At 63.4% G+C, this 23,831-nt stretch carries 16 protein-coding genes, 1 tRNA gene and 1 pseudogene; 10 read left to right on the top strand and 8 right to left on the bottom strand.

All coding sequences use genetic code 11. The features are described from left to right. Nucleotides 1-18: 18 nt before the first annotated feature. The 5 genes from AWB67_RS12710 (at nucleotide 19) to AWB67_RS12690 (ending at nucleotide 7,614) form a co-directional block, all read left to right on the top strand. Nucleotides 19-1,173, top strand: coding sequence for an ABC transporter permease (locus tag AWB67_RS12710; RefSeq protein ID WP_087656602.1), 1,155 nt, complete (start codon nucleotides 19-21; stop codon nucleotides 1,171-1,173). A gap of 8 nt (nucleotides 1,174-1,181) precedes the next feature. Beyond that, complete coding sequence (locus AWB67_RS12705; RefSeq protein ID WP_087656601.1) at nucleotides 1,182-2,348, top strand: ABC transporter permease; 1,167 nt, start codon at nucleotides 1,182-1,184, stop codon at nucleotides 2,346-2,348. 54 nt (nucleotides 2,349-2,402) lie between these two features. Beyond that, nucleotides 2,403-3,560 (top strand): 2-aminoethylphosphonate--pyruvate transaminase, encoded by a 1,158-nt coding sequence (locus AWB67_RS12700; protein ID WP_087656600.1) that lies wholly within the window; start codon nucleotides 2,403-2,405, stop codon nucleotides 3,558-3,560. Between the two features lie 90 nt (nucleotides 3,561-3,650). Continuing rightward, nucleotides 3,651-7,103 carry a response regulator gene (locus tag AWB67_RS12695; RefSeq protein ID WP_087656599.1) on the top strand — a complete coding sequence of 1,151 codons (3,453 nt, stop codon included), beginning with the start codon at nucleotides 3,651-3,653 and terminating at the stop codon, nucleotides 7,101-7,103. Nucleotides 7,104-7,269: 166 nt separating this feature from the next. After that, nucleotides 7,270-7,614 (top strand): response regulator, encoded by a 345-nt coding sequence (locus tag AWB67_RS12690; RefSeq protein WP_087656598.1) that lies wholly within the window; start codon nucleotides 7,270-7,272, stop codon nucleotides 7,612-7,614. Nucleotides 7,615-7,635: 21 nt separating this feature from the next. On the opposite strand, the gene AWB67_RS12685 is transcribed toward AWB67_RS12690, so the two are convergent. After that, entirely contained in the window at nucleotides 7,636-9,210 is a 1,575-nt protein-coding gene (locus AWB67_RS12685) for a S8 family serine peptidase (protein ID WP_087656597.1), read from the bottom strand. Nucleotides 9,211-9,240: 30 nt separating this feature from the next. Beyond that, the gene (locus tag AWB67_RS12680) at nucleotides 9,241-9,558 is read right to left on the bottom strand and encodes a hypothetical protein (protein WP_235025130.1); all 318 of its coding nucleotides are present in this window, start codon (nucleotides 9,556-9,558) and stop codon (nucleotides 9,241-9,243) included. A 192-nt stretch (nucleotides 9,559-9,750) separates the two neighbouring features. On the opposite strand from AWB67_RS12680, the gene AWB67_RS12675 reads away from it, so the two are divergent. Next, nucleotides 9,751-10,566: a uracil-DNA glycosylase family protein gene (locus AWB67_RS12675; RefSeq protein ID WP_087656701.1), complete on the top strand. Its 816-nt coding sequence runs from the start codon at nucleotides 9,751-9,753 to the stop codon at nucleotides 10,564-10,566. Between the two features lie 200 nt (nucleotides 10,567-10,766). Here AWB67_RS12675 and AWB67_RS40790 read toward each other — a convergent pair. Further along, nucleotides 10,767-10,866, bottom strand: a tRNA-OTHER gene (locus tag AWB67_RS40790). On the opposite strand from AWB67_RS40790, the gene AWB67_RS12670 reads away from it, so the two are divergent. Next, nucleotides 10,830-12,311, top strand: a complete 1,482-nt coding sequence (locus tag AWB67_RS12670; RefSeq protein WP_159964841.1) for an amidohydrolase family protein — start codon at nucleotides 10,830-10,832, stop codon at nucleotides 12,309-12,311. The two genes, AWB67_RS40790 and AWB67_RS12670, sit on opposite strands and share 37 nt — an antisense overlap. 3 nt (nucleotides 12,312-12,314) lie before the next feature. Here AWB67_RS12670 and AWB67_RS12665 read toward each other — a convergent pair whose 3' ends face one another. After that, the gene (locus tag AWB67_RS12665; RefSeq protein WP_087656596.1) at nucleotides 12,315-15,500 is read right to left on the bottom strand and encodes a bifunctional diguanylate cyclase/phosphodiesterase; all 3,186 of its coding nucleotides are present in this window, start codon (nucleotides 15,498-15,500) and stop codon (nucleotides 12,315-12,317) included. Nucleotides 15,501-15,705: 205 nt separating this feature from the next. Continuing rightward, entirely contained in the window at nucleotides 15,706-16,665 is a 960-nt protein-coding gene (locus AWB67_RS12660; RefSeq protein WP_087656595.1) for a helix-turn-helix domain-containing protein, read from the bottom strand. A 55-nt stretch (nucleotides 16,666-16,720) separates the two neighbouring features. On the opposite strand from AWB67_RS12660, the pseudogene AWB67_RS12655 reads away from it, so the two are divergent. Then, nucleotides 16,721-17,215: pseudogene (locus AWB67_RS12655) on the top strand (YbiU family protein); the annotation flags it as partial. A gap of 7 nt (nucleotides 17,216-17,222) precedes the next feature. Here the strand turns inward: AWB67_RS12655 and AWB67_RS12650 are convergent. Further along, complete coding sequence (locus tag AWB67_RS12650; protein WP_087656594.1) at nucleotides 17,223-17,915, bottom strand: FadR/GntR family transcriptional regulator; 693 nt, start codon at nucleotides 17,913-17,915, stop codon at nucleotides 17,223-17,225. Between the two features lie 656 nt (nucleotides 17,916-18,571). Between AWB67_RS12650 and AWB67_RS12645 the strand changes: the two genes are divergently transcribed. Together AWB67_RS12645 and xylB are read left to right on the top strand one after the other, a co-directional pair. Next, nucleotides 18,572-19,300, top strand: a complete 729-nt coding sequence (locus AWB67_RS12645; RefSeq protein WP_087656593.1) for an SDR family oxidoreductase — start codon at nucleotides 18,572-18,574, stop codon at nucleotides 19,298-19,300. A gap of 34 nt (nucleotides 19,301-19,334) precedes the next feature. Next, nucleotides 19,335-20,804: a xylulokinase gene (gene xylB / locus AWB67_RS12640; protein WP_087656592.1), complete on the top strand. Its 1,470-nt coding sequence runs from the start codon at nucleotides 19,335-19,337 to the stop codon at nucleotides 20,802-20,804. Between the two features lie 336 nt (nucleotides 20,805-21,140). Here the strand turns inward: xylB and AWB67_RS12635 are convergent, their stop codons facing one another. Further along, the gene (locus AWB67_RS12635; RefSeq protein WP_235025129.1) at nucleotides 21,141-22,331 is read right to left on the bottom strand and encodes an MBL fold metallo-hydrolase; all 1,191 of its coding nucleotides are present in this window, start codon (nucleotides 22,329-22,331) and stop codon (nucleotides 21,141-21,143) included. Nucleotides 22,332-22,486: 155 nt separating this feature from the next. Continuing rightward, a complete protein-coding gene (locus tag AWB67_RS12630) occupies nucleotides 22,487-23,830 on the bottom strand; it encodes a metal-dependent hydrolase family protein (protein ID WP_087656590.1) in 1,344 nt (447 codons plus the stop codon). Nucleotide 23,831: the final 1 nt, after the last annotated feature.

Genomic DNA, 23,831 nt, shown 5'->3' with positions numbered 1-23,831 from the left:
GCATCGCCCCGGCGCGTTATGGTCCTGCTGAAGCTGATCACGCGCAACGCGCTGCGGCACCGTTTGCGTACCGCGCTGACGGTGCTCGGGCTGACCATCGCGATACTCGCTTTCGGGCTGCTGAACACGGTCGTCGACGCGTGGTATGCGGGCGCCGCGGCGGCGTCGAATGCGCGGCTCGTGACGCGCAACGCGATCTCGCTCGTGTTCCCGCTGCCGCTCAGCTACGAGAACCGCATCAAGGGCGTCGACGGCGTGACGACGGTCGCGCGCTCGAACTGGTTCGGCGGCGTGTATCGCGACCCGAAGAACTTCTTCGCGCAGTTCGCGGTATCGGACAACTATCTCGACTTGTATCCCGAACTCGTCCTCGGAGACAAGGAACGCGCAGACTACGTGCGTGACCGCAAGGGCGCCCTGATCGGCCGGCAACTCGCGACGCAGTTCGGCTTCAAGGTCGGCGATGTGATCCCGATCAAGGGCACGATCTTTCCGGGCACATGGGAATTCGTCGTGCGCGGGATCATGGAAGGGCGCGACGAATCCACCATCACGCGCCAGTTGCTGTTCCACTGGGACTACCTGAACGAGAGCGTGCGCAAGATCTCGCCGAAACGGGCCGATCAGGTCGGCATCTACGTATTCGGCGTCGAGAACCCCGACGATGCCGCCGCCGTCTCGCACCGTGTCGACGCCGTCTTCAAGAACTCGCTGGCCGAGACGCTCACCGAAACGGAGCAGGCGTTTCAGCTCGGCTTCGTCGCGATGTCGAACCAGATCATCGCGGCGATCCGCGTCGTGTCCTACGTGGTGATTCTGATCATCATGGCGGTGATGGCGAACGCGATGGCGATGAGCGCGCGCGAGCGCACCGTCGAATACGCGACCCTCAAGGCGCTCGGCTTCGGCCCGGGCTTTCTCGCGCTGCTCGTCTTCGGCGAATCGATCGCGATCTGCACGATCGGCGGCGCGCTCGGCATGCTCGCGACGCCGCCGGTCGCGAGCGTCTTCAAGCAGGCGACGGGCGGTGTGTTCCCCGTGTTCCGCGTTTCCGGCGAGACGCTCGCGTTGCAGGCCGCATGCGCGTTCGTCGTGGCGCTCGCGGCCGCGATCATCCCGGCGGCGCAGGCGGCGCGGGTGCGGATCGTCGAAGGCCTGCGGGCGATCGGCTAGGGGCGCGCGTGGCGATTCCGCTCTCCTACATCGCGCGCAACCTGTGGGCCCGGCGCCTTACCACGCTCCTGACGGCGGGCGGCCTCGCGCTCGTCGTGTTCGTCTTCGCGACCGTGCAGATGCTCGATGCCGGCTTGCAGAAGACGCTCGTCTCGACCGGCGAGGAGGACAACGTCGTGGTGATTCGCAAGGGCGCGGAAACCGAGGTGCAAAGCGGGATCGACCGGAATCAGGCGAACATCATGGAGATGCATCCTTCGGTGGCGATGGATGCAAGCGGCCGGCCGATGGCGTCGAAGGAAACCGTCGTGCTGATCTCGCTCGCGAAGGCGGGCACCGAGCGGCTCTCGAACGTTGTGATTCGCGGCGTCTCGCCGATGGGGCCGGGCCTGCGGCCGCAGGTCAAACTCGTGGCGGGGCGCATGTTCAGGCCGGGGTCGTCGGAGATCGTGGTCGGCAGCAGCATCGCGAAGGGGTTCAGCGGGACGCGCATCGGCGAGCATCTGCGCTTCGCGCAGCGCGACTGGACCATCGTCGGCCACTTCGATGCGGGCGGCAGCGGCTTCGATTCCGAGATCTGGGGCGACGTCGATCAGCTCATGCAGTCGTTCCGGCGCACCAGCTATTCGTCGATGGTGGTGCGGCTTGCACCCGGAGATCGTTTCGATCGATTCTCAGCGGATATCGACGTCGATCCGCGCCTCGCCGATCAGGCCAAACGCGAGCGGACGTTCTACGGCGACCAGTCGAAGGCGCTTTCGACGTTCATCAACATCCTCGGTTTCACGCTCTCGACCATTTTCTCGATCGCGGCGATGATCGGCGCGATGATCACGATGTATGCGTCGGTGGCGAACCGCGTCGCCGAGATCGGCACGCTGCGCGCGCTTGGTTTCAAGCGCGCCAACGTGCTTGCCGCGTTCCTGCTGGAGGCGCTGCTGCTCGGGCTGGTCGGCGGGCTGGCGGGCCTCGGCTGCGCCGCGCTGATGCAGTTTGCCTCCTTCTCGACGACGAACTTCCAGACCTTCGCCGACATCTCGTTCGGCTTCGTGCTGACGCCCGCGGTCGTGATCAAGACGCTGGCGTTCTCGATGGTGATGGGGCTCGTCGGTGGTTTTTTCCCCGCGATTCGCGCGGCGCGGCTCAATATCGTCGATGCGCTACGGGCGCGTTGACGCGGCAGACTTGGCACAATACGCGTAACCTTCCCGACTCCGGACGAATCTTCGATGCCTCGATCCCCTTCCGACACGCCTTTCGCCTCTGAAACCGGTGACCCGTTTCTCCTCACGCCCGGCCCGCTGACCACGTCACGCAGCGTCAAGGCGGCGATGCTGCACGACTGGGGTTCGCGCGATGCGAACTTCGTCGCGATCAATAAATCGGTGCTTGCGCAGTTGCGCGACATCGCGAACGGCGGCGATGAGTTCATAACGGTGCCGGTGCAAGGCTCGGGGACGTTCGCCGTCGAGGCGATGCTGACGAGCCTCGTGCCGCGCGATGGCAAGGTGCTAGTGCTGATCAATGGCGCTTACGGATTACGCGCGAAGCGCATCCTCGATATCGCAGGACGCAAGACGGTCGTGCATCAGACGGCGGAAGACGCGCCGCCCGACCTCAAGAAAATCGAGTCGATCCTTAAGCGCACGCCGTCGATTACGCACGTCTTTGCGGTGCATTGCGAGACGACATCGGGCATCCTCAATCCGGTCTCGCAGATTGGTGAACTCGCCGCGCGCTACGGCAAGCGCTTCCTGATCGATTCGATGAGCGCATTCGGTGCGATCCCGCTCGACGCCCGCGCATTGCACGCGGACGCGATCACGGCATCGTCGAACAAATGCATCGAAGGCGTGCCGGGGCTGGGCTTCGTGATTTGCCGTCGTGCGGCGCTCGAAGCTTCGCAAGGCAACGCGACGACGCTGGTTCTCGATCTACACGATCAATGGTCGAACTTCGAGAAGACCGGCCAGTACCGCTTCACGCCGCCGACGCATGTAATCGTCGCGCTGCATCAGGCGCTTGAAGAATTTAACGCGGAAGGCGGTGTGGAAGGGCGTGGCGGGCGATATCGGAACAATTGCCGCGTTCTCATCGAAGGCATGACGGCACTCGGTTTCAAGCCTTTACTCAAAACCGGGTTGCAAGCGCCGATCATCGTCACGTTCCACATGCTCGATGACGAACGGTTCGACTTCCAGCGCTTCTACGACGGCCTGAAGGAACGCGGCTTCGTCATCTATCCGGGCAAGCTGACGGTCGCGGATTCATTCCGGATCGGCTGCATCGGGCGGATCGGCGAGCGCGAGATGCGCGGCGCCCTCGACGCGGTACGCGACATGCTGCAAACGATGGGCATAACGGGCATATCGACGCAAGCCGCCTGAGCACTGCGCTCCAATCGGTTTATGATTCGCTCCGGTTGAACCCAAGAACAGAATAAGCGGGCGACGTGGCCCGCATCATCGGAGTTGCACATGCCTACGCGGTTCGGCGTCGATCAGGTGACGTTTCGTCGTATTCTCGCGCGCAACATCGCGCTTCCGCTCGGCGCCGGGGTCGCAACGGCGCTCGCTTTTGTCGGGCTCGTGCTGTATCTCCTCGCCGCGATCAACTGGGTCGAGCATTCCGAGCGCGTGATCGGCAACACGCAGGAGATCGGGCGGCTCGTCAGCGAGAAGGAGAGCGCGCTGCGCGGATTCCTCCTTACCGGAGACGCGCGTTTTCTCGAGCCTTACGACATAGCGAAGCCGAAGCTCATCGCCGAAATCGATTCGATGGTGCAACTCGTCGACGACAACGCGGCTCAGGTGGACCGGCTGACCCGCATTCGCGCGTTGCAACAGCAATGGGACAAGATCGCGGACGGCATGCTCGATTCGCGCCGCAAGCAGGAGGACACCGCCGCGCTCGTGCAGGGCGGACGCGGCATGGCGGAGCGGCGCGAAACGGATCGCGAACTCGACGCGTTTCTCAACATCGAGCAGACCTTGCGCGTCGAACGCGTGCAGTCGGCGCGGCAGCTTACGATCGTCACGATGATCGTTTTCCTTGTGCTGAGCCTCTCGATCAGCGCGATCCTGGCGTGGTTCGGGCGGCGCGAGTTGATGCAGCTTTCCGGCGCCTACGGCCTCGCGATCAGCGAGCACGAACGTCAGGCGGAGGAATTGCGCGGACAAGCGTGGCTGCGCGGCGGACAGGTGCTGCTGGCGGCCAAGGTGGTCGGCGCGCAGTCGATGCCGGCGCTCTGCCAGGCGATGCTCGATTTCCTCGCCGATTACCTGAAAGTGTCGATGGGCGCGTTCTACGTGCGCGACGAGGACGGCACGCTGCGGCGCACGGCCGCGTTCGGCTTCGATCCGCAATCCGCGGCGATTCCCGAATCGTTCTCGGGCGTGGATAGCGTCGTCGGACACGCGGTGCATGTGGGGCGTCTCACGAGCATCGACAGCGTGCCGGCCAGCTACTGGAAGGTGACGTCGGCGCTCGGTGCGAACACACCGGCGAGCCTCGTCGTGCTGCCGATCGAAAACGATGGCCACGCGAACGGCGCGATCGAACTCGGCTTCATGCATGCGGTGAGCGAGCGCGACCGCGAGTTCCTGCAATCGATCGCGGGCAACATCGGCGGCTTCGTGGAGGCCGAGCAGTATCGCGAACGGCTGCAACGCGCGCTCGAGGAAACGCAGCAGTTGAACGAGGAATTGCAGACGCAGCAGGAGGAACTGCGCACGTCGAACGAGGAACTGGAACAGCAGACGGCCGCGCTTTCGCAGGCGCAGGCGTATCTCGCGAACCAGAAAGCGGAACTCGAACAGAACAACGAGCAGCTTTACGATCAGGCACGCATCCTCGATGAACGCAACGTCGCGCTCAACACGGCGCAGGGCGAACTCGAAGCGCGCGCCGAGCAACTGCAGCGCGCAAGCCGCTACAAATCCGAGTTCCTCGCGAACATGTCGCATGAGTTGCGCACGCCGCTCAATAGTTCGCTGATCCTGTCGAAACTGCTGTCGGAGAACAAGGCGGGCAATCTGACCGGCGAGCAGATCAAATACGCGCGCACGATCTACTCGGCAGGCAACGATCTGCTCAGCCTCATCAACGATATTCTCGATCTCTCGAAAGTAGAGGCCGGCAAGCTCGACCTGCATGTCGAGGACGTGCCGTTGCAACGCATCGTGGAAGCGTTGCAGCGAACGTTCGAGCCACTCGCGCGCCAGAAGCAGCTTCAGCTCGGTTTCGTGAACGCGATCGAACCGAGTCCGACAGTCTCGACCGACTTTCGGCGTCTCGAGCAGGTCCTCAAGAATCTGCTTTCCAATGCCGTGAAATTCACCGAGAAAGGCTCGGTCTCAGTGACGCTCAGGCGCGCGGGCGACGACGCCGTGCAGTTCGTCGTGACGGATTCGGGCATCGGCATCGCGCCGGAGCAGCAGCAACTGATCTTCGAAGCGTTTCAGCAGGCCGACGGGACCACGAGCCGGGTTTACGGCGGAACGGGGCTGGGCTTGTCGATTTCGCGCAGTCTCGCGCATCTGCTCGGCGGCACGATCTCGCTGAGCAGTACGCCCGGCGCGGGCAGCACGTTCACGCTGACGTTGCCGCTCGTGTACGGCGCCGCTGCCGAGCCGGCGCCGGTTGCCGAGCTTCCCCGGGTGAATCCCATCGTTCCGGTCCTGCCGCTCGATGACGGAGCGATCATCCAGACGATTCCCGACGACCGCCTCGACGCTCCCTCGGGCCGCCGCACGGTCCTCGTGATCGAAGACGAAGCCGAGTTCGCGCACATCCTCCGCGATCTCGCGCACGAACTGAACTACCGCTGCATCATCGGGGCGACGGCGGTTGAAGCGCTGCGGCTCGCGGAACAATTCGTCCCGAACGCGATCCTGCTCGACCTGAATTTGCCCGACCGCTCGGGGCTCGTCGTGCTTCAGGAGCTGAAGGCGAATCCGCGCACGCGCCACATTCCGGTGCACGTCGTCTCGGCGTCCGATCGCAGCGAGACCGCGCTGCATCTCGGCGCGATCGGCTACGCGGTCAAGCCGACCACGCGCGAACAGCTTGCCGCGATCTTTCAGCGGCTCGACGAAAAGAGCAGCCAGAAGATCAAGCGCGTGCTGCTCGTCGAGGACGATGCGCGGCAGCGGGAGAGCATTGTCGAATTGATCAGCGACGCCGATATCGAGATCACGCCGGTCGAGTTCGGCAAGGATGCGCTCGAACTGCTGAAGACGCAGGTGTTCGACTGCATGATCGTCGACTTGAAGCTGCCCGACATGCAGGGCGGCGACCTGCTGCGCAAGATGGCGGGCACGGACGCCTGCTCGTTTCCGCCGGTCATCGTCTATACCGGCCGCAGCCTCACGCACGACGAAGAGGCCGAGCTGCTGCGCTATTCGCAGTCGATCATCATCAAGGGCGCGCGCTCGCCTGAGCGTCTGCTCGACGAAGTCACGCTCTTCCTGCACAAGGTGGAAACCGATCTTTCCGTCGAGCGCCAGACGATGCTGAACGTCGCGCGGGCCCGCGACCGCGCGCTGGACGGCCGGCGCGTGCTGCTCGTCGACGACGATATCCGCAACGTTTTCTCCTTGACGAGCGCGCTCGAGCATCACGGGCTGAACGTGGAGATCGGCCGCAACGGTTTCGAGGCAATCGCCGCGCTCGACAAGACGCCGGACATCGACATCGTGCTGATGGACGTGATGATGCCCGGCATGGACGGCCTCGAAGCAACGCGCCGGATTCGTGCCGATGCGCGTTTCCGGAAACTGCCGATCATCGCGATCACGGCGAAGGCGATGAAGGACGACCAGGAGCAGTGTCTGGCCGCGGGCGCGAGCGATTATCTGGCGAAACCGATCGATATCGACCGGTTGTCGTCGCTGATGAGAGTCTGGATGCCTCGGAAGAATAATTTCTGACGGCCGGTTTGTAATTTGTCGCCGCGAATCAGAGGGTCAGGGCGCGCGAAGGGCGCCTGGACGGCCTTGCCAGCGTTCAGGCACAAACGCTGCTGTTGCATCGCAATAGGGACGCGTTTCGCGCGTTCACGCCATCAGTGGTCATCTTTCGACGCGGGAGTCGAGCATGCGCATTCTGTTTATCGAAGACGACCCGCGCCTCGCCGACGCCTTCGCCGCACTCGCGGCCTCCATCGGCCATGATCCGGAAGTCGCCTACGACGGCCAGGCCGCGCTCGCGCTGATCACGGCCAACACCTACGACGCAATCTTCCTCGACATCGGCCTGCCCGACGTCGACGGCCGCGAACTCTGCCAGCAACTGCGCGCGGCGAGCCGCAGCGACCAGGCGTGCGTCGTCGCGGTGACGGGGCGCGCGGACATGAGCCCCGAAGAACTCGAATCCTTCGACGGATACCTGCTCAAGCCGGTGTCGCAGGAATCGCTGGAAGGCGCGATCAACGGCTGTTGAGCCGCGCCTCTTGGTCCGCGTTCACAAAAGCTGCTTGACCGCCGCCCAGGCATCGACGAGGCCGCTGCCCGTCGCGCCGTCCAGCCCCACGCCCGCAGCAATTCCGACGCCGCGGGGATCGCTGGACGGGTTCGCATGCCCGGTCGTGACGTCGCGCGCGGTGCGGCGCAGGATCGCCTTGATGTCGGACGGCTTGAGCCCCGGGCTCGCCTGCAGCAGCAGCGCGCTCAGGCCCGCGAGCTGTGGAGCTGCCGCCGACGTGCCGCTGAACACGCCCCAGCCGTCGGCGGCTTCGGTGCCGTCGTAGCTTGCGCCGTCGCGATCGATCTCGCAGCCGGGCGGAATCGGCAGCGCGAGATAGTTCGCATGCGGCAAGAGGCCGACCAGTCCGCAGGCGTCCGGCACGTTGCGCCCCGAATAGATCAGGCTCGTGAACGCGCTCGCGTAGTCCGACGCGCGCATCGCACCCGACTTGTCGACGTAGACCCCGCCCGCCGAGACGATGTCCGGCATCTGGCCCGGGAACGAATAGTGGCCGTTGCCCGCTGAAAACACGATCACGACGCCGCGCTTCACCGCCGCCTGGATTTCGGCTTCGAGCGCGACAAGGCTGTTCGGCAGGCTCGCGAGCGGCGTGTTGTCCGGCGCGCGCAGGTCGTAGCCGAGGCTCACCGAAATCACGTGCGGATCGTGCTTGAGCGCTTCTTGAAGGCCTTCGAGCACCGACGCGCCTGCGCTCGGATCGGATTCGTTGTCGAGCTTCACGCCGATGAAGGTCACGCCCGGCGCGATCGCGAAGATGTTCGCCGACTCGCCGGTGCCGTGGCCGTTGGAATCGGTGCGGCGGTTGGTGGCGCCCGGCGCGAGAATGATCGACGAGGCGTAGCCGTTCGCCTTGAAGTACGGATGACTGTGGCCGAAGCCGCTGTCGATCATCACGACCCGAACGCCCTTGCCCGTGATGCCCTTCAGATGCGCGGGCGTTGCGTTGAGGCGGTGGGCGATGTCGGCGGGGGCGTCGAGGTGGTAGTAGTTGAGCGCGGGCGGCGTCGCCGATGGCAGCGTGCCGGCGGAGGGCTTCGTTTTGCGCTTGGCGGTCTTGGCGGGCGGCTTGGCGGTTTTCGCCGACTTGGTCGTTTTCTTTGCAGCGGCCTTCGCCATATAAATATGCGGCCACTGGATATAGACGTCATCGAGCAGCGCTTCGAGCGCGGGATCGGGATTCCACGTCGCGTTGTCCGGCGGATAGAGCACCGAGCTGAACTGCGCCGCCGCTCCGCCCGGCGCCTTCATGCGCTGGAGCTTCGTCTGGAACAGCGTCTCGAACTGCGAGCGCGTGCAGCGCATCGACGCCGAGAGCGCACCGCGGCCGGTCAGCGTGAAGCCGCGCCGCGCGAGTTCGGCGAGCGCGAGGTCGGCCTGCGCGGGATCGGGCTTGAAGGACTCGACGGTATCGGTCGACATCCGCGCCGCGAACTTCGTGGGACCGCCGCGCTGGCCCGCGCGGTTGAACGTGATCGCGACCCGAAGCTGTTCGCCTGAAGTATCGCGGCGGGTGGGCTTGGTGGTGGGGTCATTGGGATCGTAGGCTTTCATTGCTTCTTCTCCCCATGCAAGATTGTTGCGTTATTCGAATGAAATATGCCTCGGCGCTTCGCAGATCGACGAGACATGGGGCTTGAGCCGGTCCGGTACGGGAAGGCTGTCGGCGGTGCAGGACGCGGCGGGGAAGAGCTTCTGGAAATCGGCATCGGTGATGCGCGCGGACAGCGACGCCGCGCCCTCGCCGCTCACGGTCATGCCGAGCTCGCGGATGGCGCGTTTGAGTTCCTCGCGAGCGTCAGCGTTGTCCGTGAGGCATGGGCCGGCCAGCATGAGTTGCAGCCGATGGATGCGCGGGGCTTCGCCAGTCATGACGCCGCCCGATGCGCGATCGAAGAACACATGAGGACCTCCTTGTGCCGTTCGATATTACGCTTAGTCGGACCAGTGTTCCATCATGAAAGCCGATGGTCAGCATGTTTCGATGCTGGTAGAGTCGAACGTGACTTTCGCCCGATGCGGCCGCTGCAACGCATCAACGGGCGGCAAGGATTCGCAGTGCCACTGCTCGTCCCAAAGGACAAGGAGGCGCGCATGTTGCATCCCTTCGATCCCGGCTACGTCGCCGAGCCGTTTCTCACACTGTGCTCCGATTACCCCGACGCGACGGTCTATCCTGCCGATCAGTTTCGCGTCGAGTGGGGGCCGATCTTTCATCGCGGCCGGCTCGACGGATCGGCGCGCGTGCTCGTTATCGGGCAGGACCCGGCGCAGCACGAGACGGTGATCCGCAGGATTCTCGTCGGCGAGGCGGGGCGTCGCGTGCAGGGACTGCTTGCGAAGCTCGGCATCACGGAAAGCTATGTCTGCATCAATACGTATCTGTATAGCGTGTACGGCAGCGTGAAGGCGGCGACGGCGAGGAAGCCCGAGCTGGTCGAGTATCGGAACCGCTGGTTCGAGGCGCTTTTCGATAGTCAAAATATCGAGGTCGTTTTTGCGCTCGGACAAGCGGCCGATGCCGCTTGGCAAGCCTTCCGCGCGACGCCGCAAGGTCAAGCGGTGCAGGTGTCGTATGCTGCCGTAACGCATCCCACGCAGCCCGAAAGCTCGTCCGCCGGCGACAAGACCAAGCTCGCCGAAGCCACCAAAAAGCTCCTGCGCAACTGGAACGCCGGCTTGCAGGCCGTGCATCCGGGCCTGACCCATCCCGATACGCCGACGCCGCCCGTCCTCTATGGCGACACGTGGGCGGTCGGCGATCGCGTGCCTATCCCTGAGCGCGACTATCCGGCGGGCCTGCCCGCGTGGATGCGCGAAAACGACGGCTGGGCGACGCGCACCGGCCCCGACGCGCTCGCCAAGCGCCGCAATATCACGATCAAGGTGACACGCGGGGTGGTGACGTGACTCGTGCCGTGCGTCGCTGGTATCCGCTCTCGCCCGATCCCGCGACGGCGGACCTCGCCAGCCCCGTCGATCCGCTCGACAGTGCGCGGTGCGCGCTCGCTGGCCGCGTCGTGACGATGGACGACACGTTCACGGTGAAGCGCAAGGGCGTCGTCTATATCGACCACGGCGGCATCGTCGCCATCCGCAACCGGAGCGACCGCGCGCCGGCCGGATTCGAAGGCGTCCGCGTGCTGGACACCGGCGGCACGATCTTTCCCGGGTTGATCGAACTGCACAACCACCTGAGCTACAACGCGCTGCCGCTCTGGAGCCCCGTTCCGCAGCTTTATCAGGATCGCGGGCAGTGGCCGAATCATCCCGACTACCGGCGGCTCATCAGCGGACCAATGACGGTCGTCGGCAAATATCGCGACGCGCGCGGACAGGCCGCGTTGCTCGCGCCGCTCGTGCGCTACGTCGAGTGCAAATGCATCCTTGGCGGCGTCACGACGAGCCAGGGCATCATGCTCAGCAGCAACGCGGGCGTGCAGCGCTACTATCGCGGAATTTTGCGCAACGTCGAACAGACCGACGATCCGGCGCTGTCGGAGGCAAAGGCGCGCATCGCCGATGTCGATGCCAAAAGCGCGAAATCGTTCCTCGCGCGGCTGAACCAGGAGGATAGTTGCTTCCTGCTGCATCTCGCGGAGGGCATCACGCCCGCGGACGCGACCGTATCCACTGCGCGCAAACACTTCCTCGCGCTCGAAGTAACGCCGGGCAAGTGGGCGATCAACGACCGGCTGACCGCGATCCACGCGGCGGGCCTCGTCCCCGGCGACTTCGAGACGCTCGCCCGCTTCGGCGGCGCGATGGTGTGGTCGCCGCTCAGCAACCTGCTGCTGTACGGCGCGACCGCCCACGTCGATGCGGCGCGCAAGGCGAAGGTGCGGATCGGCATCGGCAGCGACTGGTCTCCTTCGGGCAGCAAGAACCTGCTCGGCGAATTGAAGGTGGCGTGGCTGTACTCGCAGCACATGCTCGACGGATTGTTCAGCGCGCGCGATCTCGTCGCGATGGCGACGCGCGACGCGGCGGCGATCCTCAAGTGGCAGGCGGCGCTCGGCAGTCTGGAAGCGGGCAAGCGCGCGGACCTGATTGTGATCGATGGGAATACGGGCGATCCGTACGAAGGGCTGATCGAATCGAAGGAGACGGCGATCCAGCTCGTGATGATCAACGGCGTGGCGCGCTATGGGCTGCCGGCGATCATGAGGGCGCTCGATGCCGAGGGCGAGACGCTCAAGGTCGGCAAGGAAGAACGCCAGTTGTTTCTCGAACAGGCGACGGGCGATCCCGATGTCGCGAAGGTCTCGCTCGGTGCGGCGACGAAGGCGCTCAAACGCGCGTTCAAGCAATTGCCGAAGCTCGCGAAGGAGATCGAGAGCGGAAAGCCGGCGCCGGCCAACGCGCGGCTCGCGGCGATGGACGCGCCGAAGCCGGTCGTCTGGACGCTCGCACTCGACGAGATTCAGAGCACGGGCATGGATCAGCGCCCGCGTTTGCCGTACGACGGCCTAGAGGATTTCACCGGGCCGAATCTCCAGCCGGCGGCATTTGCCGGACCGGCGCTCTCGACCGTGCTCGGTCCGATCGAACTGGACCCGTTGACCGTCGCCGACGATCCGAATTTCCTCAAGCGGATCGCGGCGGAGCCTAACGTGCCCGACGTGATACGAAAGGGGCTGGCGGCGTTGTATTGACAGTCATGCCGCCGCCCGCTCGTTCGACCACGACCACAAATCCTCCGAATACAGCGCCGCCGAGAAGAGAAACCCCTGCAACTCGTCACAGCCGATGCCGCGCAGAATCTTTGCCTGATGCTCGCTCTCGACGCCTTCGGCCACCACCCGCAACCCCAGCTCGTGCCCGAGCTCGATAATCGCCTTGACGATCGCGAGATCGGCGGGGGCGTCGAGCATGTCGTGCACGAACGCGCGGTCGATCTTCAAACGATCCAGCGGGAAGCGGTTTAGATAGCTGAGGCTCGAATACCCCGTGCCGAAATCGTCGAGCGAGAGCTTCACGCCGAGCGCACGGATCGCGCGGATCGCATCGACGTAGTTTTCGGCGCTGTCCATCAGCACCGTTTCGGTGATCTCCAGTTCGAGGCTTTGCGGCGGCACGCGATGCTTCGCAAGGCTCTTCGTCAGCACCGGGAGCAGTTCGGGATCGCGCAACTGGATCGCGGAGAGATTCACCGACACGCGGATATCGAGCGCATCGTTCTCGCGCCACTCCGCGAGCTGACGGCAAGCCTCATCAATCACCCACGCGCCGATCTGCACGATGAGCCGCGTTTCCTCGGCGACGGGGATGAACTGCCCCGGCGGCACTGAGCCAAGTTGGGGATTGTTCCAGCGCAACAAGCCCTCGACGCTCACGAGCGCGCCCGTGCGCGCGTCGATGCACGGCTGGTACGCGAGCCGCATCTCTTTGCGCGCGATCGCCGTGCGCAGGCACGCTTCGAGCGCCAGGCGGTGGCGCGCGTGCTCGGCCATGTCGGCGGAGAAGAACTTGACGAGATTGCGCCCGGCCGCTTTCGCCTGATACATCGCGGCATCGGCGTTCTGCATCAGCGTGTCGATGTCGCGGCCGTCGTCGGGATAGAGCGCGACGCCCACGCTGCACGACACCTGCAGCGTCACGCCGCCGATCTCGTGCGGTTCGCGCAGCAGCGCAATAAGGCGCTGGTCGATCGTGCGCGTGACGTCGCCGGCGTTGGTCACGGCGTTCATGATCACCGTGAACTCGTCGCCGCCGAGACGGCTCACCGTATCGTTGCTGCGCACCGCCTTGAGGAGCCTGCGCGACACCGAGCGCAGCAGGCCGTCGCCGATGTGATGCCCAAGCGAATCGTTGATGTTCTTGAAATGATCGAGGTCGATGAACAGCACCGCGACACGCTGCCGCGTGCGTTCCGCCTGCGCGATCGCAACGCCGAGACGCGTCGCGAAGAGCGCGCGGTTCGGCAGTTCGGTGAGCACGTCGTGCTCCGCTAGAAACTGGATGCGCTCCTCGCTTTTCTTGCGGTCCGTGATGTCGATCAGCGTGCAGATGTAGTGCGAGACGTTGCCGCGCTTGTCGCGCACGGCGCTGATCATCAGCCACGCCGGATAATCGCCGCCTTCGCGTCGGCGCACCTGCGCTTCGCCGTGCCAGGTGCTCGTGCGGTCGATGCGCGTATCGAGGCCCGGAATCACGCCGCCGTGCGCGCCGTCTTCGCCGTTGCCGACGATGAACGACACCGGCTTGCCGACCACATCGTCGATACGGTAGCCAGTCGCGCGATAAAACGACGGGTTGCCCGTGACGAGGCGGCCGTCCTTGTCGAGGATCACGATCGCCTCCGACGACGCCTCGAAGACCTTGCCCCACAGCTCCAGCCGCTGCTCCATCAGCTTGATCTGGTTGATCGGCGTGAAGGCGGTGAGGATCGCATCGCGGCCCTGGAACGTGAAGCGCCGCGCGGAAAGCATCGCCCAGGTCGGCTGGCTGGTCGCTTTCCAGTGGACTTCGAATTCGTCGATCGCGTCGTGATCCGAGAGCTGCTGGAAGAAACGCGCGCGCGTCGATGAATCGAGGCTGAACGCCCACGGATCGGTCGCGCAGCCGTTGAGCCAGAAGAGGCCCGGCTTGTTTGCGTGCAGAACTTCGTGGCCGGGGATCGCGGTGACGACCATCGGCACCGGCGTCGCTTCGACGAGCGCGTATTGCGCCGCCGACGCGCGCGCCGTCGCGGCGAGTTCCTTCTGCACGTCGCGTTCGCGGTCGAGCTGTTCGAGCATGTCGTTGAAACCGCGCACGAGCTGGCCGATTTCGTCCTGACTGTGCCACGTCGCGCGCTGCGAGTGGTCACCGGTGCGGCGCACGGTGTCCATGACACCCGCGAGTTTGCGCAGCGGATACGAGATCTGCTGCGCGACGAAATACACCATCGCGAGGATCATGCACAGAAGGAACAGCGCGGTGCCGAGATGCAGCCACATGCGCGAGAAGAGGCCGTGCACGCGCGCGTGCAGCAGGCCGTCGAGATGCTCGCCGGTGTTGCGCCACGCTTCGTCGACGCTCACGACGAGCGTCTGCTGCGTCGTATCGACGATGGCGAGCATCGCTGGGTCCGCCGTCTCGCTGCTGTCCACGACGATGCGCGCCGCGTGCCGGAACGCCTCCACGGCGGTGCGCATGCGTTCGACGGAAGGCGCGAGCGCGGTTTCGAGCGTATGGTTCGCCGCGCCCGCTTCCGCGAAGTCCGAACGCAGGCCCTGCAACACGGCATCGAGCTGGCCTTCTAGCACGAGATAGCGCGTGCGCACCTCTTCGTGCGAATGCGCCGAGCGCATGCCTTCGTGCAGATGACGGCCGATGCCGTTCACGGCGTCCAGCAGCGCGGGGTAGCGCAGGATCGATTGCGACATCGCGTAGTAGCTGTCGAGGTCGGGATCGAGGATCAGGTTCGACTGGTTGCCGATGCGCGTAATCAGCTCGCGGCAGGCGTCGAGCGCCGCGCTCGCCGCGGCAGGGCTCGGGTCGCGCTCGTGCGCCATCGCGGTGAGCGCGCTGCGCACGCGCTCGTTGAGCGGGGCGCTTTGCATATGCTCACCGTATTGCTGCTCGGCGGCGGCGAGCTGCGTCGCGGTCCGCTCGAAGCGCGCGGCCGGCGGACGCTGGCCCGCAGCGGCCAGCGCGACATCGACCAGCGCGTCGCGCGCATCACGCACATACGCGTTGCCGACGATTTCCTTGTTGGAGAAATCGATCGCGAGGTATTTCTCGTGGATCAGGATGCCGCTGATGTAGATCACCGCGCTCAGGTCGAGCAGGTAGATGAGCAGCAGCTTGCGGCCGACTCGCAGCCGCGCCAGCAGCCGGAAGAACAGGTTGCGGTTCATGAGACTTTCCGGCGCTGGAGGAACTGCGCGGGCGACTCGACGGTTGGGGAACGCCTCAAGATCGACCTCACTGGGTTAGTCGTGGTCCGGTTTCGTGCGGCCGGTTTCGCCGACCTGAAACCGTTGGATCACAGGACTAACGGCAGAAAATCATCGATATTTAGTTTTCGATTGATTTTCCCTATGTGGGTGCAGATCCGTGCTTTTAAGGTGCAGATGGGCGTTTTTGGCGCGCACCGCGTTCGAGCGAGGGAGAGCGCAGGTCGAGCGGAGTCGTGTCGAGCGGCTGCTGTGACTTGCCGGTGAATTCCTTGCGATACGCCGCGGGCGTCGTGTCTTTGAATGCCCGGAACTGCCGGTTGAAGTTGGCGATGTTCGGAAAGCCCGAGCGCGCGGCGATCACGGAAACCGGCCACGACGTATCGGCGAGCATGCGGCACGCGTGGCCGATTCGCACGCGATTCACATATTTCCCCACGCTTTCGCCGACGTGCTGCACGAAATAGCGGTTAAGTGTGCGCTCAGACAGCGTCGCCGACGCAGCCAGTTCCGCAAGCGTCAGCCGCTGCGCAAAGCGCGCCTCGATGACCGCCAGCGCGCGATTGATCCGCTCCGGCTCGTGCCCCGACGGCCGTCCGATGCGGCTGCCGTCGAATGCGCTCGGCGATGCGAGCGGTTGCGCGTCCGCGTCGGCGAGCTGGCAGAGCACGTCGAGTACGGCATTCAGCCGTTCCCGCGCCGATGCCGCGAGCAGTTCGCCGCTGCGCTGCCTGAGCGCCGCGCCCGCCTCCGGACTGAACGCGAGCCCGCAGGCCGCGCGTCTCAAGAGCCGGTGAAGCGCGTCGTATTCGGGACAGCAATCGGCCACGCGCCGCGCCCAGTCGCCGCCGAACCACACGACGATGGCGACCTGCGGCGCGCTGGCATCGATGGAACGGTTCGACGACCACGTGTGCGGAAGGTCGGGCGGAACGAGTACGAGATCGTCGCCCGCGTAAGTTGCGATCGAATCGCCGATGTAGCGCTTGCCGCGGCTGTTCATCGTGAGCGTGAGTTCGTACTCGGGATGATGGTGCCATTCGAACGGAATGCGCGGCAACTGGCGGTGGTACACCCGCACCGAGCAGCCGCTGCCCATCTCGACGTGTTCGTAAGCCGGTTTCATGGCAGGATTCGCGAAGTAGTTGACCGCATCGTATCACTCTGGCGCGCTCCGGGCTAAGACCTTCCAGAGCTGGACCGCGCTGACGCCGCAAGGCCCGGGCGACGGCACGCTGCAGTTCGTGCCGATCGCCAACGCGATGGTGTACGTGCTGCCGCGCGCACTGCAGGACGAGGTCGCGGACGATGACCTGTGCGGCGCGCTGCCGGGCCGTGCTTTGTCTATCGAACCTCAGTGGCACGGGCCGCTGCACGAGGCGCTTTCGTCGATTCCGAACATGCAGGCGGGCGACACGGTGTTCTGGCACAGCGACGTGATCCACGCGGTGGAGGACGCCCATCGCGGGACGGGCTACAGCAACGTGATGTACATCTCGGCCGCGCCGGCCTGCGCGAAAAACGACGAATATCTGAAGCGGCAGTTGCCCACTTTGCTCAATGGCCGCAGCCCGCCCGATTTTCCCGCCGACAACTTCGAAACCGATTTCGTCGGCAGGGCCGGGGAGGCGAGCTTGACGGAACTCGGGAAGGATCAGCTCGGGTTCACGCTGTGAACAAGTGTTACGCGCCTTCGAAAATGCGCCGCCGCGAGTTCTCGATATGTCGGCGCATCGCGGCGGACGCCTCCTCGGACGCTTGCGCCTCGATGCCGTCGATGATCGCCTGATGCTCCGCCTGCACCTGCTCGAAGCGCGCGTGGCTCTGCGTTTGCCCGAGGTTGCGCGCGAGTTCCATGCATTGACGGATCGGCGCGAGGCCGTGTTCGATCGTCGAGATGAAAAACGGATTGTGCGACGCGCGCGCGATCGCCAGATGCAGTTCGAGATCCCCCTCCACACCTGACACCGCGTCGTCGACGCGCCGGTCGAGCGCGCGATACGCGGCGTGAATCGATGCAATGTCGGCGTCCGTGCGCATCTGCGCGGCCAGGCCCGCCGCGCCCGCCTCGACGCACAGGCGGAACGCGTAATACCGCTCGACGTCGGCGATGCTCGAGATGGACGGCGCGGACGGCTCCGCGCGACCGGGCATGCGCAGGATGTAGCTCCCCGACCCGCGCCGCGACTCGACGATCCCTTCCGATCGCAGGCGCGAAAGGGCTTCGCGAATCGTCGTGCGCGACACGGCATAGCGGGCGGTCAGTTCGAACTCGGTGGGGAGCTTGTTGTCGACGGCAAACTCGCCGCGCAATATCGCTTCGATGACCAGCTTGCAGACTTTGTCGGGAAGGCTGATGCCTTCGGTTGTCGTCATGTTCGGAAATAAAAAAGTCTTCCCTTCGATAATAGGTATTTTCCCGAGCCGTTCGGTTGCTTGCAGGATGAAATAGAGAGTTGGTCATGCCGACCTGCCTATAGGCAAGTCTTTTATATCCTGTTATGGACGACTCGCTTCAGGGACCCCAACGTGCGAATGGCTAGAAGCGATGCGCGACCCCACGGTGAGCGCTGTACCCGCCTCTTTACGTCCCGTCACGCGCACGCAAACCCTGCAAACACGCCCGGCATGGCTGGTCTGACCGTTCACTGCCCACTCATTATCCTCAGGGCTCTGCATCGGACGACCCAAATCGTCGCATGACGCGCCCTGGTGCGGCGGCGGGTCGGACGCGCTTTGGCTGGGCCGCCTCGGTGTTCGCGTGGAAAATGCGGACGCTGCCGCCCAACGCTGGGGGTTTTTACCCTCCAGAATCATCTTGACAGTACATCACTCGAACCGCATATTTGCTCTTATACAGAGCAATTGACCACTCAATAGCAATCAAATGTCGAGCGGGGCTATCGTGCATAGAGAATTATCGGACGCTTACACCGAGGAACAGATGTAGGTCCAAATTCCGCATTGCCAGCCGCGGAAGCCGAACAGGTGGTCGGTCCGACAGATGGCTAAGTCAGCGAGAGAAATCGGAAATGGAAAAAGAACTGCAGGGCAAGGTCGCCGTTGTCACGGGCGCTGCATCAGGCATCGGGCTGGCCAGCACCGAGGCACTTTTGTCGGCAGGTGCACGCGTCGTACTAGTGGACCGTGACGAAGCTGCGCTGAAAACAATCTGCGCCAAACACGGCGATGCGGCGGTTCCGCTTGTCGTAAATTTGCTCGACCCGACGGCGTGCTCGGCGCTCGTGCCGCGCGTGCTGGAAATCACGGGGCAAATCGACATCCTGCATGCCAACGCAGGCACATACGTCGGCGGCGAACTGGTGGACGCGGATACGGCCGCAATTGACCGGATGCTGAATCTTAACGTCAATGTCGTGATGAAAAACATTCACGACGTTTTGCCCCACATGATAGCCCGACGGACCGGCGACATTATCGTGACCAGTTCACTCGCTGCTCACTTTCCGACACCATGGGAGCCGGTCTATGCGTCGTCCAAATGGGCGATTAACTGCTTTGTTCAGACGGTGCGGCGCCAGGTCTTCAAACACGGAATCCGCGTCGGCTCCGTGTCACCCGGTCCGGTCATTAGCGCGTTGCTCGCCGACTGGCCAGAGGAAAAACTAAACGAAGCCAAAGCATCGGGCAGCCTGATTGAGGCCAGTGAGGTAGCTGACGTCATCATGTTCATGTTGACGCGACAACGCGGTTTGACCATTCGTGACGTAGTGCTGATGCCGACCAACTTCGACCTTTAGTTGATACAAGCAGTAATCATCTTGGGTTGAAATAATGTTCCTCGGCATTGACCTCGGCACGACCGAATTGAAAGTCCTACTGCTCGCCGGCGATGGTCACATTGTCGGGACCGCTCGTCATCCGCTGGAAATATCGCGGCTGAGGCACCGATGGTCGGAGCAGGACCCAGAGGATTGGTGGCAAGCTACGCGGATTGCGCTATCGACGCTGCGTAAGAACTATCCCGACGCGTTTGAGTGCATACAAGCCATTGGCCTTTCTGGTCAAATGCATGGTGCCGTTTTGCTCGATGCCAAAGACCAGCCGCTTCGCCCGGCGATATTGTGGAACGATATGCGGGCCGTGGCTGAATGCGCTGAACTCACTGCCCGCGCACCGAGGCTGCATGAAATCGCAGGCAATTGCGCGATGCCCGGGCTCACGGCACCGAAGCTCTTATGGGTCGCTAGACACGAGCCGGAGCACTTCCGCCAACTGTCGTGCGTCTTGCTGCCGAAAGACTATCTACGTCTGCGTCTGACCGGTATGAAGCTCACAGACCCGTCCGATGCGTCGGGAACCCTTTGGCTCGATGTCGGACGTCGCGAGTGGTCCGACGAGCTTTTGGAAGCATGTGACATGACGCGAATAAAGGTGCCTTCGATTGAAGAAGGAAGCCGAGCGGCCGGCGTTGTGCTTGGCAGTGTCGCCAGCGAACTTGGCTTGCCCAAAAATGTAATCGTTGCGGCCGGCGGAGGCGACACCGCGACTAGCGCGCTGGGTGTCGGCGCAGCGGAATCGGGTGATGGATTTCTATCTCTCGGTACCTCGGGAGTGGTGTCTGTCGTGACCGAGCGGTTTCGGCCGAGCCCGCTACTAGGGGTACACGCGCTTTGCCACGCGATTCCGGGCAGGTGGCACCGGACGAGCGTTGTGCTGTCTGCGGCCAGTTGCGTTCGTTGGCTATGCAAACTCACATCGGCCGACGAAGGGTGTTTGCTAAGTGAGGCAGAACGGGTCAGCGTTAATAGCCGCGCCAAAGCCCCCTTGTTCCTGCCATACCTTTCTGGTGAACGGACACCCCACAATGACCCATACGCGCAAGGCGTGTTTTGCGGACTTGTTGAGTCGACTGACCGTGCCATGCTTGCATATTCGGTCCTTGAGGGCGTTACATTTGCTTTGTCGGACGGCCTCGATGCTCTGCGTGCGGACGGCACCCGCATGGCTTCGCTGTTCCTTATCGGTGGAGGCGCACGCAGTACGCTATGGACACAGTTGATTGCTGACGCGTTTGGGGTGCCGATACGCCGCCCGCCCGACACACAGTGTGTCGCGGCGCTCGGAGCCGCCCGCCTTGGCTGGTTAGCGGCTGAAGGAGATATTTCCGTCGTCGTGCGCGCCCCATCGCTATGGGAGGAATTCATTCCAGACGATGAGCGGCATTCAATCTTGTCAGAGCGGCTAGAGTCGTTCCGAGTTCTACACAAGCAGATGCAACCACTTTTTCGATTCAACATATAGCCCATTTCAGAGCGGGCAAGCGGAGTAGTGGCTGCAAAGGAAGGTCGTCGAAATGCTTTACGGGACGGGGAAGAGGCTATTCTCATCACTTCGACCTTTCGGTCGGGAATGCGGTTTCCAGACATGGGCTGACCGCCTCTTTTTAGATTTAGTCAGCCATCCTAGGCCTCGCCGACCCGGCGTCGCTGGCAGTTCGTCGTCTGCGGCGGCTACGCCGCCTCCGACTCCGCACTACCGGCCAAGATGAATGTCGCTACGCCGGACAAAGCCATTGTCGCCGCCCACACGAAGGTCGCTGGCAGAAAAAAAGTGTAAGCAGGCGTCTATTTCCGGAAATCAGCCATGTTTGCGGCCGACACCAATTTGCATCAGGTCTTCGCCGATGATGAGCTGACCGGAAAAGTTGCGTTGCGCTCGCATCAAGTTCGCGCGTGGCGCATGGCCCGGCGCGATGTGAGACAGCACCAGCGTTTTCGCACCGGCCGCCTCGGCGACTTTGCCCACATCGTCAATGGAGGTGTGCGAGCTCAGCAGATGTTGTTTGAACGCTGCCTCCTTCTCGCCGACGGGCGGTGGAAAGAGCGCGTCGACCCAACTGGTGTCGATGACCTCATGCACAAGAACGTCGGTATTGCGGGCGAGTCGTATCAGGTTGTCGCATGGCGAGGTATCACCCGAGAACACGACGGAGCCATCGTCCGTGTCAAAGCGGAATGCGAACGCGGGCCAAATCGGGAAATGGTTGACCAGCGTCGCCGTCACGCGGACCCGCTCATCCTCATGGACAAGGAACGGCTCCATGTTAGGAACGGGCGTCTCGTTCGGGCTCTTGAATCCAGCGACCGGAGGAATGGCGATGTCGTGGACCTGCATCAGCGTGCGCAGGTCCGGCCGATGGGCATCACGCAGACGGTCATTGATATCGAGAGCGTATGCCTGGTACAGGTAGTTGGTCATGTCGACCGTACCCGGCGTCGGATTCTCGGGATTGACGATGGGAGGGGGCGCAGATGCTTTCTGGCCAGGGATGTTGAAGATGGGCTCCATCTGGCCACGCCGTCCAGGCCCATAAATCTGAACCGGTTGCTTCACTCCCGACAGGCCGTCGTACCAACCGTACAGAAACAGGTTGAAGTAATCGATGGTGTGGTCTGAATGAAGGTGAGTGAGGAATATCCCTCTGAGATTCTCCATGCCGGTCATGCCCGAGACGGTATTGATGGGACCAAGCTCGGCTTGCTTGTAGCGCTTCCCGACGCCGTCTCCACAATCGACGACGTACACGGCATCACCGACCACAAGAGCAGAAGAAATTCCTTCGCGGTCGCAATTGGGCCACCATACTGGTCCGCCCGCGGTGCCGAGCAAAACGAGCCGGGTGTCGTGATTTTGCGCCTGGCTTCGCGCGGCCACCATCGATTGCTTGCGCTGGTCGACTTCGGCCGCACTGGCAGGAAGGCCCAGGAGAAGCGGCACGCCAGCGCCGGCCATTTTCCAGCCTGCGCCAAGAAAACCTCGTCGTGACATGCCCAGCTCGAGGGCCTTACCAATGCAGTCACACATCGCTGCTTGTCTCCGAAGCTATTTTTTGGACGCGCGCAGACTCACCGCGCGATACGCGCGGGCGTCTGGGCTCACTTTCTATCGTGGGATTGCCGGGCTATTGCGAGCCCGGAAAAAAGTCAGTGCGCCTCGGCGTGCAGTGCCTTGCTGACACCCGAGTCCCGCATTGGCTCGTTGCCTCCAGTGACATGAATGGCAGCTTCTGGAATCTTCACGTCGTAGCAGCTCTTGATGATTTCGCCATCTTTCATAACGAGAGAAATCTTCGTCGGGTCCTGCAGGACCTTGAGGTCCTGAAGCGGATCGCCGTCGACGAGAACGATGTCCGCGTAGTAGCCTTCGGCGATTTTGCCAATGCTCTCTGGCTGCATCATCAGTTCGCCGCCCAGTTGCGTTGCCGACAGGAGCGCCTCTTTCGGCGTCATGCCGATGTACTTCACGAAATGCTCGAGGTCACGAGAGTTCGTGCCATGCGGCATCCACGCGAAGCCGTAATCGCCGCCTGGCAAGATGCGGATACCACGCTTGTGCATCTTCTTCAGGGTTTCGGAAGCGACTTCCAGCTCGCGGGCGTAGCCCATTTTGGTCGCGACCTCTTCCGAGATGCCCCACTTCTCGGCGTGGTAAAGCGTGCTGACCAGCCAGCCGATTCCAGGCGCGACAAAATGCTTGTCCTTGTTCGCCTCCAGCATGTCGAGCGCCTCTTCGTCTGCGAAACTCGCATGGAACACCAGTTCGAGACCGTGACGCACGCACTGCTTGACCGATTCGCTGGAACGGGCGTGAGCGGCGACCCGCTTTCCCGCACGCTTGGCTTCCGCCGAGAGCATTGCGATTTCTTCCTCGGAGAACGGAGACACTTCGGCCGGAATGCCGGCGATGTATTCGCCGGACAGGTTGATTTTCAGATGGTCGACGCCGTACTTGATGAACATGCGTGTCGCGCGACGCACTTCTTCCGGGCCGCTCACAACTTCGCCGAAACTTAACTCGCGGAACGGAAGATGGGGCAGCGTGTTGTCGCCCAAGCCGCCGAGCGTCGTGATTTCCTGGCTGCCTGCCAGATAGCGTGGCCCCGGGAATTCGCCGGCGTTGATGGCATTCCGCAGCACGACATCGAGACGTGGCTTCGCGGCGGCTGCACCCAGCGCGGACGTGAAACCCATTTCCAGATAGCGCTTGGCCACACGCACGCACCAGAGGATATGCTCTTCAGGCGGCATGAACTGAATCGCCGACAGCGACGGCTGGTCATTCCACGAAAAGTGCGTGTGGGCTTCGGTCATGCCCGGCATGATGAACCGGCCACGGCCGTCGATGACGCGCGCATTCGGCGTGTTGACGGTATCGCCGTTCTTGGCGACGCGGGTGATGCGATTGCCTTCGACCAGAATTTCGCCGATGTACGGGTCAGCGCCGGTGCCGTCGAAAATATTGACGTTGGTGAATACGGTTGCGTTCATG

This window comes from Caballeronia terrestris, from assembly GCF_001544515.1.
Lineage (GTDB): Bacteria > Pseudomonadota > Gammaproteobacteria > Burkholderiales > Burkholderiaceae > Caballeronia > Caballeronia terrestris.
This window is presented reverse-complemented; position numbering and strand designations above follow the sequence as displayed.

Excerpts from the sequence above, each read along its gene's own strand:
- xylB (WP_087656592.1), top strand. The coding sequence starts at position 19,335 with ATGTTCCTCGGCATTGACCTCGGCACGACCGAATTGAAAGTCCTACTG.
- AWB67_RS12685 (WP_087656597.1), bottom strand. The coding sequence starts at position 9,210 with ATGAAAGCCTACGATCCCAATGACCCCACCACCAAGCCCACCCGCCGC.
- AWB67_RS12690 (WP_087656598.1), top strand. The coding sequence starts at position 7,270 with ATGCGCATTCTGTTTATCGAAGACGACCCGCGCCTCGCCGACGCCTTC.
- AWB67_RS12650 (WP_087656594.1), bottom strand. The coding sequence starts at position 17,915 with ATGACGACAACCGAAGGCATCAGCCTTCCCGACAAAGTCTGCAAGCTG.
- AWB67_RS12630 (WP_087656590.1), bottom strand. The coding sequence starts at position 23,830 with ATGAACGCAACCGTATTCACCAACGTCAATATTTTCGACGGCACCGGC.
- AWB67_RS12695 (WP_087656599.1), top strand. The coding sequence starts at position 3,651 with ATGCCTACGCGGTTCGGCGTCGATCAGGTGACGTTTCGTCGTATTCTC.
- AWB67_RS12700 (WP_087656600.1), top strand. The coding sequence starts at position 2,403 with ATGCCTCGATCCCCTTCCGACACGCCTTTCGCCTCTGAAACCGGTGAC.
- AWB67_RS12665 (WP_087656596.1), bottom strand. The coding sequence starts at position 15,500 with ATGAACCGCAACCTGTTCTTCCGGCTGCTGGCGCGGCTGCGAGTCGGC.
- AWB67_RS12660 (WP_087656595.1), bottom strand. The coding sequence starts at position 16,665 with ATGAAACCGGCTTACGAACACGTCGAGATGGGCAGCGGCTGCTCGGTG.
- AWB67_RS12645 (WP_087656593.1), top strand. The coding sequence starts at position 18,572 with ATGGAAAAAGAACTGCAGGGCAAGGTCGCCGTTGTCACGGGCGCTGCA.
- AWB67_RS12675 (WP_087656701.1), top strand. The coding sequence starts at position 9,751 with ATGTTGCATCCCTTCGATCCCGGCTACGTCGCCGAGCCGTTTCTCACA.
- AWB67_RS12635 (WP_235025129.1), bottom strand. The coding sequence starts at position 22,331 with ATGTCACGACGAGGTTTTCTTGGCGCAGGCTGGAAAATGGCCGGCGCT.
- AWB67_RS12710 (WP_087656602.1), top strand. The coding sequence starts at position 19 with ATGGTCCTGCTGAAGCTGATCACGCGCAACGCGCTGCGGCACCGTTTG.